11 protein-coding genes are annotated in these 13574 nt (G+C 57.9%); 8 read left to right on the plus strand and 3 right to left on the minus strand.

Going from position 1 to position 13574, the window contains the following annotated elements:
- Window positions 1–136 precede the first annotated feature (136 nt).
- Window positions 137–1075, plus strand: a complete 939-nt coding sequence (locus DW56_RS08225) for a VirK/YbjX family protein (protein WP_024554834.1) — start codon at window positions 137–139, stop codon at window positions 1073–1075.
- On the opposite strand, the gene DW56_RS08230 is transcribed toward DW56_RS08225, so the two are convergent.
- The gene (locus DW56_RS08230) at window positions 1072–2730 is read right to left on the minus strand and encodes an ATP-dependent endonuclease (protein WP_024554833.1); all 1659 of its coding nucleotides are present in this window, start codon (window positions 2728–2730) and stop codon (window positions 1072–1074) included. The genes DW56_RS08225 and DW56_RS08230 overlap by 4 nt on opposite strands.
- 380 nt (window positions 2731–3110) lie before the next feature.
- Here DW56_RS08230 and aqpZ point away from each other — a divergent pair, with 380 nt between their 5' ends.
- The 3 genes from aqpZ to hcr all read left to right on the plus strand — a co-directional run bounded on the left by aqpZ (window position 3111) and on the right by hcr (window position 6646).
- Window positions 3111–3806: an aquaporin Z gene (gene aqpZ, locus DW56_RS08235; protein ID WP_024554832.1), complete on the plus strand. Its 696-nt coding sequence runs from the start codon at window positions 3111–3113 to the stop codon at window positions 3804–3806.
- A 206-nt stretch (window positions 3807–4012) separates the two neighbouring features.
- Window positions 4013–5665, plus strand: coding sequence for a hydroxylamine reductase (gene hcp / locus DW56_RS08240; RefSeq protein ID WP_024554831.1), 1653 nt, complete (start codon window positions 4013–4015; stop codon window positions 5663–5665).
- A 12-nt stretch (window positions 5666–5677) separates the two neighbouring features.
- The gene (gene hcr / locus DW56_RS08245) at window positions 5678–6646 is read left to right on the plus strand and encodes an NADH oxidoreductase (protein ID WP_024561999.1); all 969 of its coding nucleotides are present in this window, start codon (window positions 5678–5680) and stop codon (window positions 6644–6646) included.
- Window positions 6647–6762: 116 nt separating this feature from the next.
- On the opposite strand, the gene DW56_RS08250 is transcribed toward hcr, so the two are convergent.
- The gene (locus DW56_RS08250; protein ID WP_024555266.1) at window positions 6763–7191 is read right to left on the minus strand and encodes a DoxX family protein; all 429 of its coding nucleotides are present in this window, start codon (window positions 7189–7191) and stop codon (window positions 6763–6765) included.
- A 138-nt stretch (window positions 7192–7329) separates the two neighbouring features.
- On the opposite strand from DW56_RS08250, the gene poxB reads away from it, so the two are divergent.
- From poxB to DW56_RS08270, 4 genes are all read left to right on the plus strand, one after another.
- Window positions 7330–9048: a ubiquinone-dependent pyruvate dehydrogenase gene (gene poxB, locus DW56_RS08255; protein WP_024555265.1), complete on the plus strand. Its 1719-nt coding sequence runs from the start codon at window positions 7330–7332 to the stop codon at window positions 9046–9048.
- 37 nt (window positions 9049–9085) lie between these two features.
- Window positions 9086–10087 (plus strand): low-specificity L-threonine aldolase, encoded by a 1002-nt coding sequence (ltaE, locus tag DW56_RS08260; protein ID WP_024555264.1) that lies wholly within the window; start codon window positions 9086–9088, stop codon window positions 10085–10087.
- Window positions 10088–10096: 9 nt separating this feature from the next.
- On the plus strand, window positions 10097–11542 hold the full coding sequence (locus DW56_RS08265; RefSeq protein WP_024555263.1) for a DUF2867 domain-containing protein: 1446 nt from the start codon (window positions 10097–10099) through the stop codon (window positions 11540–11542).
- 93 nt (window positions 11543–11635) lie between these two features.
- Window positions 11636–12652 (plus strand): NAD-dependent epimerase/dehydratase family protein, encoded by a 1017-nt coding sequence (locus DW56_RS08270; RefSeq protein WP_024555262.1) that lies wholly within the window; start codon window positions 11636–11638, stop codon window positions 12650–12652.
- Window positions 12653–12721: 69 nt separating this feature from the next.
- Here the strand turns inward: DW56_RS08270 and DW56_RS08275 are convergent, their stop codons facing one another.
- Window positions 12722–13552, minus strand: a complete 831-nt coding sequence (locus DW56_RS08275; RefSeq protein ID WP_024555261.1) for an N-acetylmuramoyl-L-alanine amidase — start codon at window positions 13550–13552, stop codon at window positions 12722–12724.
- Window positions 13553–13574: the final 22 nt, after the last annotated feature.

A 13574-nucleotide genomic window follows, 5' to 3' on the forward strand; every position in this document is an offset into this window, starting at 1 on the left:
CTATCGCACTTTGCCGTGTAATTTTAAACAGAATCTCAACGAAACCCTACCTGCTTAATCAGGTTGCTGGCGCATTGATATTACGTTGAGGGAGCGCGGGGTGAAATAAAGGCTATGTCATACAGGGGCCTTAATTATGTCCGCACTCGCCGAATTTACCGCCGAAGCCCGGCCGCGCAACGCCTGGCAACTTTTCCAGCAACTTTCACGCGGCCGCTGGACGCCAGGCCGCGCCTGGGAAAACCCGCGCTACCGCCGGAAGTTTATGGCACGCTCGCTGGCTACGCCATTTCGTACCTGGCAATTGCTTAGCGCGCTGGCGCGCCAGCCGCAGCTGGAATCGCTTTTGCACGCTCAGCCAGGGTTGCCGTGCCGCCTGCACCGGCCCTGGCTGACGCCGGCTTTTTCCCGCCGTGATGCGCTGCAAGCCATTACGTTCCATTACGCATCGCTTTCCAGCCTTTTGACGCCCACGCGCTTCGCCGCTTGCATGTCGCGCCAGAGCGCGCTGCTGGCGACGCTGTCCGGCAAAAACGGCGAGCTGTATAGCATTTATCTGGGCGCCGTGGCGGATCTGGATAAAGAAGGCGAAGCCACCCTGCTGTTTCGTAATGAGCAGAACGTAACCCTGGCCGAGCTCACCTTCACGCTGTGTTTATACAAAGGCAAAAAAACGATATTTATTGGCGGCTTGCAGGGCGCTAAAGCCTGGGTCGAGCATGATCTTATTCAGCAGGCAACCAAGGCCTGCCACGGGCTCTTTCCCAAACGACTGTTGCTGGAGAGCGTCTGCCAGCTGGCGCAAAAGTGGGACGTTGAACAATGCCTTGCCGTAGGCAACAGCACGCATGTTTACCGCAGCTGGCGCTATGAGAAAAAGAAAAAAGAGAAGCTGCATGCCGACTACGATAGCTTCTGGCTTTCGCTGGGCGCACAGCAGGAGAGCTCAGGTTTTTTCAGGCTGCCGGGGGCTATTCCACGTAAACCGATGGAAGATATCGCCAGCAAAAAGCGCGCCGAATACCGTCGCCGCTATGAACTGCTCGATAGCCTGGAAGCGCAGTTGCAGAACTAATCAGCCCGCCCGCGCGCCAGCCAGATGACGCGGGAAAACATTTTTCGCAGCAATGGCGGAATGGATTCCACCCCGCGATGTTGGGCTTCCATGGCTATTTCAATCGCCAGATCGGGTTTAGAGGCGCGGTGGATTGCTTTAATTATCACGCGCCTCGGCTTCATATGAATATTTTCCGGCAGTTGCGCGACCCGGTGGTAGACATCGGCAAACCCTTCGCGATACATAAAATGTTCCATATCCGGCGCGGGCAGCGCGGTTAAATGATCGCGCTCCTGCGCGCTGTCGTTATTCACCAGGCTTCGCACCGTGGCGGCATATTTTTTTCCAGCTTCATCGCCATCCACCAGCACGTGCCATTCAATGCCCATACGTCTGGCGAATTTAATTAAAGGCTTTAAGCCTGTCTGCGCAAACTCAATGATTTTTATCCCTTCGGCATCGAAATGGTGGCCGCACTGGCGCGCCAGCGCATTCATCACCCAGACTTCCGTCTCGCCTTCCACCAGCAGCCAGCAGCGAGCGAACAGCGCAGAGGGACGGTTGAAGCGAATATGAAACGCAATGCGCCGGCTCTCTTCCGCATTCATGCCAGCGGGGCCGAGCCGCCACGCGGCGACTTTGCCTCCATCGCGAACCAGTCGGCAGATTTGCTCAACAGGCGTAAGCGAAAGCAATTCGCCGGAGTTGGTGGTGGTCACTTTTTGCAGCGGCAACAGGTTCAGTAAATTCCAGGCCACTGAAAGCATAATCGGGTGCAGACGCGTTTCAGGATCTTCCACCAGCAAGAGCGGACGGGCGTCGCGGGAAAGCGGCGCGCTGCCTTTGGCCTGCAAGAGCGTGGAAAACAGCCCCAGCAGAATGATTCGTGAAGCGCGCGTCCCGGGACGGTCGATCATACGGTTAATGACGTCGAGGTAGCGCCAGCCGCGCTGCTCGTCGTGGGAGCGTCGGCGCATCAACCGCTGGCGCGCCTGGGCGCTGCTTTGTTCTGAAAAGTAGTGCTCGAGCAGTTGCACCATCGCCGTAAGCCCCTGGCGCAGCTGAGAGTCTGTCAGGTTTTGCGGGCTGGCGACCAGCTCGCGGGCCAGAAAATCAAGTTGCCTCGCCGTGGCCTCCACTTCCGGCCCGGGCGGTATCCCGTTATCGCGAATACGGCGCATGAAGCGGGCGTCGCGCAGACGCAGCACGGGCATCAGCCGGGTGAGCTGATGAGCAAGCTCGTCGATATCGCCGAGCTCAAGCTCCTGACCCTGCGCGTTGAGAAAACTGCGTAAAGTAAGCACAGCTCCGTCGTCAGCCAGGCTGCCTTCCAGCCGGTAAAAAATGCGCTGATAATCATCGTCGCCTTTTACCCATAGCCCATTAAGCGCGCGGTAACGCCGCCCCTGATGATGGCCAGGCGCCGACTCGCAAAAAGTGAGAATGATATGTAAATGACGCTCACGGCCATTGATATCGCCAGCCGGAAACCAGAAATCGTTACGGGTGAAGGAATAGAGGGCGTTTTCAGGCGAAAGAATAAGCGTAAGCGCATCAAGCAGGCTCGATTTTCCCCAGGCATTTTCGCCTATCAGCACGTTATTATGTTCGAGCATCAACGACAGGCGATTGATTCCGCGAAAACCGACAATTTCTACCCGCTCAAGAAACATGACTCCTCCAGACTTTTGCAGCGCTTCCTTCAGACTACCCGCATTATAGCGGTAATCCAGACGGCAGGCAGACCTGAGATTTTTGTTCTTGCGAAACGTGCCGCAATGCTTAAATAAAAATAACTCTCTGTCTATAAAACGGAGCAATAACTCCATTTCTGATTAGTCTGTAAAATATTTGGTGATATTTACACAATTAAACCAGTTGTATAAGCAACATAAATAAAGCTCTTTTCTTAAAACATTACCGCCAAATTAATCCATATAGTTTCCCGCAGAGAATATCCCTAGAATAACGCGCCTTATCATTTCCAGGCGTTTTCGAGTTAATTTAGTTTCATCATAAATAAAGTTAGTGTTCAGTTTATATAGAGGGAATTATGCATAAAAAATTAGCCGCCGAATTTTTCGGCACGTTCTGGCTGGTCTTTGGCGGGTGCGGCAGCGCCGTGCTGGCGGCTGGCTTTCCGGAACTGGGGATCGGTTTTGTCGGCGTCTCGCTGGCGTTCGGTTTAACCGTACTGACGATGGCTTATGCCGTAGGACATATTTCCGGCGGTCATTTTAACCCGGCGGTGACGCTGGGATTGTGGGCTGGCGGGCGTTTTCCTGCTAAAGAGATCGCAGGCTATATCGCCGCACAGGTTATTGGCGGTATTGTGGCTGCGGCGGCGCTTTATATTATCGCCAGCGGCAACACAGGGTTCGATGCTGAAATAAGCGGCTTTGCTTCTAACGGCTATGGTGAACACTCCCCGGACGGTTATTCTTTACTTTCCGCCGCGCTTATCGAAATTATTCTTACCGCTTTCTTCCTGTTAATTATTCATGGCGCAACGGATAAAAACGCTGCGGCGGGTTTTGCGCCTGTTGCGATTGGCCTGGCGCTGACGTTAATTCACCTGATCAGCATCCCGGTGACCAATACTTCCGTTAACCCGGCGAGAAGCACTGCCGTTGCGATTTTCCAGGGCGGCTGGGCGCTGCAACAGCTGTGGTTATTCTGGCTAATGCCAGCCATCGGCGGCGTGCTGGGCGGTTTTGTTTACCGCGCGCTGCTGGAAAAACAGGATTAATGCTCTTCAGGCCCGGGGTTTCCCGGGCCTCTTCTTGCGATCGACGACGCTTTTCACCCTCAGTTACCTCTTAAGCGTTAGCCTTTCATCTTCAAAATTGCGCTAAATCAATCTCCCTGTAAGTTGCCGTAGAAAGCGCTTTTCAGCCCGGTAGGACACGCCTAACCTTAAACATGCATATTAAATATAACTTTAAGGTGTGACCCATGTTTTGCGTGCAATGTGAACAAACCATTCGTACTCCGGCAGGCAACGGCTGCGCTTATGCGCAGGGCGTCTGCGGGAAAACCGCCCAGACTTCAGACTTACAGGATCTGCTTATTGCCGCGCTGCAAGGGCTGTCGGCATGGGCTGTGAAAGCGCGGGAGCTTGGCATTATCGACCATCACGTAGACAGCTTCGCGCCGCGCGCCTTTTTCTCTACTCTGACCAACGTTAACTTCGATTCCCCGCGCATTGTCGGCTACGCCCGTGAAGCCATCGCCCTGCGCGAAGCGCTGAAACAGCAATGCCTGAACCTGGACGCCAGCGCCTGCGTGGAAAACCCCATGGCGGATGTGCAGCTTATCAGCGACGACCTGGGCGACCTTCAGCGCCAGGCGGCCGCGTTCGCCCCGAATGTCGACAAAGCCGTGATTGGCGAAAATATTCTCGGGCTGCGCCTGCTCTGCCTGTATGGCCTGAAAGGCGCGGCGGCTTACATGGAACACGCCCATGTGCTGGGCCAGTACGATAACGCTATCTACGGGCAGTATCACAAAATCATGGCCTGGCTTGGCACCTGGCCTGCCGACATGAATGCGCTGCTGGAATGCGCGATGGAAATCGGCCAGATGAACTTCAAGGTAATGAGCATTCTGGATGCGGGGGAAACCAGCAAATATGGCCACCCGACGCCAACCCAGGTAAATGTAAAAGCCGTCGCCGGCAAATGCATACTCATTTCCGGTCACGATCTGAAAGATCTTTATAACCTGCTGGAGCAGACCGAAGGCACCGGCGTGAACGTTTACACGCACGGCGAAATGTTGCCCGCGCATGGTTACCCGGAGCTGCGGAAGTTTACACATCTGGTGGGCAACTATGGCAGCGGCTGGCAAAACCAGCAGGTGGAATTCGCCCGCTTCCCCGGCCCCATCGTCATGACGTCTAACTGCATTATCGACCCGACGGTCGGCAGCTACGACGATCGCATCTGGACCCGCAGCATTGTCGGCTGGCCAGGCGTAAGCCATCTGGAAGGGGATAATTTTGCGCCCGTGATTGCTCAGGCGCAGCAAATGGCAGGTTTCCCGTACAGCGAAATTGAGCACCTTATCACCGTGGGCTTTGGACGACAGACGCTGCTTGGCGCCGCCGATACGCTGATAGACCTGGTAAGCCGGGAAAAGCTGCGTCACATTTTCCTTGTGGGCGGCTGTGACGGCGCGCGCGGCGAACGCAGCTACTTCACCGATTTCGCCGCCAGCGTGCCGCAGGATTGCCTCATCCTCACCCTCGCCTGCGGTAAATACCGTTTCAACAAACTTGATTTCGGCAACATCGAAGGGCTGCCGCGTCTGATCGATGCAGGCCAGTGCAACGACGCCTACTCCGCGATTATTCTCGCCGTGACGCTGGCGGAAAAACTGGGCTGCGGCGTAAACGACCTGCCGCTGTCGCTGGTGCTCTCCTGGTTTGAGCAGAAAGCGATTGTTATTCTGCTGACGCTGCTGTCGCTTGGCGTAACCAATATTGTCACCGGGCCTACCGCGCCGGGCTTCCTCACGCCGGACCTGCTGGCGGTGCTGAACGAGAAATTTGGCCTGCGCCAGGTAACGACCGTTGAGCAGGATATGCGCGCGCTGTTGGGCGCATAAGGAGGAGACAGAATGACTATGCCAACACCTCAGTGCCCATGGCGGATGCAGGTGCACCATATTCGTCAGGAAACGCCTGATGTCTGGACGCTGTCGCTGCTGTGCCATGATTTTTACCCGTATCAGGCCGGACAGTACGCGCTGGTGAGCATTCGCAACCGCGCGGACCAGCTTCGCGCCTATACCATTTCGTCAACGCCTGGCGTCAGCCCGTTTATTACGCTTACGGTGCGCCGTATTCACGAGGGCGAAGGTTCAAACTGGCTGACGCGGGAAGTGAAGCGCGGCGATTACCTGTGGCTCTCTGACGCGCAGGGCGAATTTACCTGCGCCGACAAAGCGGAGGATCGTTTCCTGCTGCTGGCGGGCGGCTGCGGCGTAACGCCGATTATGTCGATGCGCCGCTGGCTGGCGAAATACCGCCCGAATGCCGATGTGCGCGTCATTTATAACGTGCGTACGCCGCAGGATGTGATTTTCGCTGATGAATGGCGCGATTACCCGGTGACGCTGATTGCAGAAAGCGCAGGCGTGCCGGGCTTTGTCGAAGGACGCCTGACGCGGGAAATACTGCAACAGGTGCCCGATCTCGCTTCGCGCACGGTAATGACCTGCGGCCCGGCGCCCTATATGGATTTTGTCGAGCAGCAGGTGAAAGCGCTCGGCGTAACGCGGTTCTTTAAAGAGAAATTCTTTACGCCGGTTGCCGAAGCCGCTACCAGCGGGCTGAAGTTCACCACGCTGACGCCTGCGCGCGAGTTTTACGGCCCGGTCGGCACTACGCTGCTTGAGGCGATGGAAAGCAACAAGGTGCCGGTTAACGTTGCCTGCCGCGCAGGCGTCTGCGGCTGTTGCAAAACGCGCGTTATGTCGGGCGACTACAGCGTGACAAGCACCATGACGCTCACCGAGGCGGAAATTGCCGAGGGGTATGTGCTGGCCTGCTCTTGTCACCCTGAAAGCGATTTGGTGCTGGCCTGAGGGGTAACGTTGAGCGGGCAGCGCTAACGCTTACCCGCTCTGTAAACAAATGAGTGTGAAAGGTGAGGCAAAAGCGCGCCATAGCGAATAAAAAGGCTCCGTCAGGAGCCTTTTCTTTACCGCCATGCACTTCCCGCCACTGAATAGCGCCCCGCGCCGAGACAGGCCACCGCCAGCGCCCCGATAAAGAAATAGACGATGTTTTCTATCGCCCAGGCGCCGGTTTTATCCAGCATCCAGGTTTTATCAATCCCCACCAGCAGCCAGGCCACAATCATGGTAAACGCCACCAGCAACGCTGCCGGACGCGTCAGGATGCCTAAGACGATCAGCAGCGGCGCCACGACCTCGCCTGCGAGCGTGCCGTAAGCGATAAATTCCGGCAGACCGTGCGCCGCCAGTAAATGTTGAATGCCGCCGACCCCGTCAAACAATTTATGCAAGCCGTGAAACAGCATAAGCCCGCCGACCGCCAGGCGAAGCAGCAGCTTTCCCGCGTCGTTTTTATCCATGGCCCGGTTAAAGGCCGCCAGCGCTGAAGACATATATCCCCCTGAATTTATTTATCATTATCAAATCGATTGCTGTGAATAACCACAGCAAAAATAAGGCTTTAATTCCAAAGTTACCAGCGAAATGAACTAAGCTTTCAGGCGGTATCACATTCATTTCAGGGAGTAACGATGAAACAGACAGTGGCTGCATACATTGCAAAAACGCTTGAACAGGCGGGCGTGAAACGTATCTGGGGCGTAACGGGCGACTCGCTGAATGGCTTAAGCGACAGCCTTAACCGTATGAAAACTATCGAGTGGATGCCCACCCGCCATGAAGAGGTCGCGGCCTTCGCGGCAGGCGCCGAAGCGCAGTTGACGGGCGAACTGGCGGTTTGCGCGGGCTCCTGCGGCCCCGGCAACCTGCATTTGATAAACGGCCTGTTTGACTGCCAGCGTAACCATGTGCCGGTGCTTGCCATCGCTGCCCATATTCCTTCAAGCGAAATCGGCAGCGGTTATTTCCAGGAGACGCACCCGCAAGAGTTATTTCGTGAATGCAGCCACTATTGCGAGCTGGTAAGCACGCCGGAGCAGATCCCGCAGGTGCTTGCCATCGCCATGCGCAAAGCGATCATCAACCGCGGCGTGTCGGTGGTGGTGCTGCCGGGCGACGTGGCGCTCAAGCCCGCGCCTGAAGGCGCCAGCACCCACTGGTACAGCGCGCCGCAGCCGGTTATCGTGCCGGAAGAAACCGAGCTGAAAAAGCTTGCGCAACTGCTGCGTTATTCCAGCAATATCGCGCTGATGTGCGGCAGCGGCTGTGCCGGCGCGCATCAGGAGTTAGTGCAGTTTGCTTCAACGCTGAAAGCGCCCATCGTTCACGCGCTACGCGGCAAAGAGCATGTCGAGTACGACAACCCTTATGATGTGGGCATGACCGGGCTTATCGGCTTCTCCTCTGGCTTTCACACCATGATGAACGCCGACACGCTGGTGCTGCTCGGCACGCAGTTCCCCTATCGTGCTTTCTATCCGACAGACGCCAAAATTATCCAGATAGACATCAACCCCGGCAGCATCGGCGCCCACAGCAAAGTGGACATGGCGCTGGTGGGCGACGTAAAAGCGACGTTAAATGCGCTGTTGCCGCTGCTGGAAGAGAAAACAGACCGCAGCTTCCTCGACAAAGCGCTGGAAGATTATCGTAAAGCGCGCGAAGGGCTTGATGACCTGGCGAAACCCGGCGACAAAGCGATTCACCCGCAATATCTGGCGCAGCAAATAAGCCATTACGCTTCGGACGACGCTATTTTTACCTGCGACGTCGGCACGCCGACGGTCTGGGCGGCGCGCTACCTGCAAATGAACGGCAAGCGACGCCTGCTCGGTTCGTTTAACCACGGCTCAATGGCCAACGCGATGCCGCAGTCCATTGGCGCCCAGGCCGCCGCGCCGGGCCGCCAGGTAGTGGCGATGTGCGGCGACGGCGGCTTCAGCATGCTGATGGGCGACTTCCTTACCCTGGCGCAGCTTAACCTGCCGGTAAAAATTGTGGTGTTCAACAACAGCGTGCTGGGGTTTGTCGCGATGGAAATGAAGGCGGGCGGCTATCTTACGGACGGCACCGAACTGCACAGCACAAACTTCGCGCGCATCGCCGAGGCCTGCGGGATCACCGGCATTCGCGTTGAGAAAGCCGCAGACGTGGACGACGCCCTGCAACGCGCGTTCGCCACCGATGGGCCTGTGCTGGTAGACGTGGTCGTCGCTAAAGAAGAGCTGGCTATGCCGCCGCAAATCAAGCTTGAGCAGGCCAAAGGCTTCAGCCTTTACATGCTGCGCGCCATTATCAACGGTCGCGGCGATGAAGTGGTCGAACTGGCTAAAACCAACTGGTTCCGGTAAAAGAGAGGCATCTCCCTTGCATTAAAAAGGAAATGCCGTGATTGATTTACGCAGTGATACCGTCACCCGTCCGGGCCGCGCCATGCTGGAGCGTATGCTGGCCGCTCCGGTCGGGGACGACGTTTATGGCGATGACCCTACCGTTAACGAACTTCAGGATTATGCCGCGCGTTTAAGTGGCAAAGAGGCGGCGCTGTTTTTGCCCACCGGCACCCAGGCCAACCTGGTGGCGCTGCTGAGCCATTGCGAGCGCGGCGAAGAGTACATTGTCGGCCAGCTCGCCCATAATTACCTTTATGAAGCGGGCGGCGCGGCGGTGCTTGGCAGCATTCAGCCGCAACCCATCGAAGCCGACCCGGACGGCACATTGCCGCTGGAGAAAGTGGCGATGAAAATCAAGCCGGACGATATTCATTTCGCCCGCACAAAGCTATTAAGCCTTGAGAACACCCACAACGGCAAAGTGCTGCCCCGTGAATACCTGAAGCAGGCATGGGAATTTACGCGCGAGCGTAACCTGGCGATGCACGTCGACGGCGCCCGTATTTTCAATGCCGTTGTGGATTACGGCTGTACGCTGGAAGAAGTTACGCGCTACTGCGACACGTTTACTATCTGCCTGTCTAAAGGTCTTGGCACGCCGGTAGGTTCGCTGCTGCTTGGCAGCCGTGACTACATCAAGCGCGCGACCCGCTGGCGCAAAATGACCGGCGGCGGCATGCGGCAGGCGGGCATTCTGGCCGCCGCGGGCCTCTATGCGCTGGAGCACAACGTGGCGCGGCTGAAAGAGGATCACGACAACGCCGCCTGGCTTGCCGGCGCGTTGCGCGAAGCGGGCGCGGACGTGCGTCGTCAGGATACCAACATGCTTTTCGTGCGCGTGCCGCAGGAAAAAGCGGCGGAGCTGGGCCAGTATATGAAAGCGCATGACGTGCTGATTAGCGCGGCGCCCGTCACACGCCTGGTGACCCATCTTGATGTCAACCGCGACCAGCTCGCCGAAGTGGTCCGTCTCTGGCAGGCTTTTTTTAGCCGCTAAGGAAACGCTATGCATGAGCCGCAGCCTGTGCTGGTGCTGGGCGCCAGCGGCTATGTCGGCCAGCATCTGACTCGCCGCCTGAGCGCGGCGGGCTATCCGGTGCGCGCTGCGGCCCGGCATATCGAACCGCTTGAGAAGCTCGCGCTGCCAGGCGTCGTCTGCCGCTCACTGGATTTGCAGTGGCCGGAAGGGCTTCCCGCCCTGCTCTCGGGCGTCGACACGCTCTACTATCTGGTGCACAGCATGGGCGAAGGCGACGCTTTTATCGCCCATGAACGCCAGGCGGCGCTGAACGTGCGCGATGCGTTACGCGAAACGCCGGTGCGCCAGGTCATTTATTTAAGCGCTTTGCAAACGCCGCCAGGCGCAATACCTTCCGATCACCTGCGCGCCCGCCAGATGACGGCGGACATTCTGCGCGATTCGGACGTGCCGGTAACGGAATTGCGCGCGGGCATTATCGTCGGCGCGGGTTCAGCCGCCTTTGAAGTGATGCGCGATATGGTTAACAACCTGCCGGTACTGACGCCGCCGCGCTGGGTTCGTTCGCGCACCACGCCCATCGCGCTGGAGAACCTGCTTCACTATCTGCTTGAGCTTTTACATCATCCCACCGCTGTCCACCGGGTTTTTGAAGCCGCCGGGCCGGAAGTGCTGAGTTATCAACAACAGTTCGAACGCTTTATGGCATTAAGCGGCAAGCGTCGCCCGCTGATCCCCCTGCCGCTGCCGACAAGCTGGATCTCCGTCTGGTTTCTCAACGCCATAACTTCCGTTCCGCCCTCTGTCGCCCGGGCGCTGATCCAGGGGTTGAAACATGACCTGCTGGCGGATGACCGGACGCTGCGCGAGTTAATACCCCAGCCGTTAATCAGCTTTGACGACGCCGTGCGCGCCACCCTCGAAAAAGAAGCGGAGCTGGCCAACCGCGACGACTGGGGCAACGACCCGCAGGCGTTCGCCCGCTGGCGCCCGGACTATGGCTATTACCCGAAACAGGCGGGCCATACGGTGCATACTGCCGCAAGCCTTAGCGCCTTGTGGGAAGTGGTTAACCGCCTCGGCGGGCAAGAGGGCTACTTTTTTGCTAACGTGCTCTGGCGCATCCGCGCCGCGATGGATCGCCTGGCAGGACACCGGCTTGCCAGAGGGCGTCCTTCGCGTCCTTATTTACAGGTTGGCGACGCCGTTGACAGCTGGCGGGTGCTGGTGGCGGAGCCGCAAGCCCAGTTGACGTTGCTTTTTGGCATGAAAGCGCCCGGGCTGGGGCGACTGGTGTTTACGCTTCGCGATAAGGGCAGCTACCGCACGCTGGACGTACGCGCCTGGTGGCACCCGCACGGCATGGCAGGGTTGCTATACTGGCTGGCGATGTTTCCGGCGCACCTGTTTATTTTTCGCGGCATGGCGCAGCAGATTGCGCGGCGGGCTGAGCGAATAACTTCTGAAATATAGCCTTGCGCGCGGATTCTTGCGCTTATCCCATTGCATAGCAGCGCATTTAACGGAAGAATGCGCGGCACAATCTTTTCGTCACAGTGAGTTAACATGAAGGTACTGGTTACGGGCGCCACCAGCGGTTTAGGCCGAAACGCGGTCGAGTTTTTACGTCGTAAAGGCCTCACCGTCCGTGCTACCGGTAACAACGAAGCGATGGGTAAACTGCTGACCAAAATGGGCGCAGAGTTTGTCCATGCGGATCTCACAGACCTGGTCTCTTCGCAGGCGAAAGTGATGCTGGCCGACATCGACACGCTCTGGCACTGTTCCAGCTTCACCGCGCCCTGGGGCACCCAGGAGGTGTTTGACCTTGCTAACGTGCGCGCTACCCGCCGTCTGGGCGAGTGGGCGGTCGCCTGGGGCGTGCGCAACTTTGTGCACCTCTCTTCTCCCGCGCTCTATTTCGACTATCACCACCATCTGGCGATTCAGGAAGATTTCCGTCCGGCGCGCTACGCCAACGAATTTGCCCGCAGCAAAGCGGCAAGCGAAGAAGTCATTCAATTGCTGGCGCAGGCTAACCCGCAGACGCGCTTTACTATTCTGCGCCCGCAAAGCCTGTTTGGCCCGCACGATACCGTCTTCTTTCCTCGTCTGGTGCAGATGATGCGCCATTACGGCAGCGTGCTGCTGCCGCGCGGCGGCGAAGCGCTGGTAGACATGACCTATTACGAAAATGCCGTGCACGCCATGTGGCTCGCCAGCAGCAGCGAATGCGACAAGCTTGCCTCCGGCCGGGCTTATAACATTGCCAACGGCGAGCCGCGTCCGCTGCGCGCTATTGTGCAGAAGCTTATTGACTCGCTGGGCATCCCGTGTCGGATCCGCTCCGTGCCTTACCCGATGCTGGATTTAGTCGCCAGAAGCCTGGAGCGCATGGGCAACAAAGCGGCCAAAGAACCGGTGCTGACGCACTATGGCGTCTCAAAGCTTAATTTTGACTTTACGGTGGATATCAGCCGCGCTGAAGCGGAGCTGGGCTATCAGCCTGTGGTTTCGCTGGATGAAGGGATTGAGCGCACCGCATTCTGGCTGCGGGACCACGGCAGGCTGCACCGCGGATAAGCCCTGTAGCGGGCGCGCCAGATCGCTGGCGCTGCGCTTACCCGCCTTTCTCATATCGTTAACAGGCCCTCACCCCTGGCCATATTTCTCCAGCAGCGCCTGCGCTATCGCTTCGGTTTCAGCATCGGCTATCCCGTCGTAGCGCGTCGGGCGGAAATGCATCTGAAAAGCGCTGATCACCCGCTTGCGCTGCACATCCGTCATCTCCGGTTTTACTTCGTAACCGTAACGTTCAAGCAACGTCAGCAGCGAACCTTCTTCTACCGGCGCGTAAGCGCTGCGTCCCGCCAGATAAAACGCGACGCGGTCAGGCTCCGGCCATGCGCCAATGCCTTGCGCGGCAAGCGCCCGCCAGGGGAAGAGCGGCCCCGGGTCGTCTTTACGCTGCGGCGCTACGTCCGAATGGGCCACCACGTTCGCGGGTTTGATCTGGTAGCGCTGGATAATGTCGCGGGCAAGTTTCGCCAGCACGTCAATCTGCGGCGCGCTAAAAGGCGCAAAGCGTTTTTGCCCCGCCACGTTTTGCCAGCCGCGGTTTTCCAGCTCAATGCCGACGGAGGTATCGTTGATACGCGTCGCGCCCCGCCAGTAGCTGATGCCCGCATGCCAGGCAAGATCCCGCTCCGGCACCAGTTGCCAGATAACCGGCTTGCCGCCTTTTTCCGGCGGAATGGCGGGAATAAGATAGTGCGAACTCACGTTGCGGTCGGTGAGCGTGGCAAGCGAAGCGTCAAAATCATCCGCTGTGTAGTGGATCACCAGCACTTTCACGCGAGGATAAGCCGCCTGCGCCTGCCGACGGGTATCCACTTTATAATCGCCGCGATCGACAATGCCTTTTTCGCCCGCGCACCCTGCAAGCAATGCCGCCAGCATAAGCGGCCAGACCAGGCGTTTCATCGGCGGGTTTTCACCGCCGTAC

The organism is Franconibacter helveticus LMG 23732 (assembly GCF_000463115.2).
Classification (GTDB): domain Bacteria; phylum Pseudomonadota; class Gammaproteobacteria; order Enterobacterales; family Enterobacteriaceae; genus Franconibacter; species Franconibacter helveticus.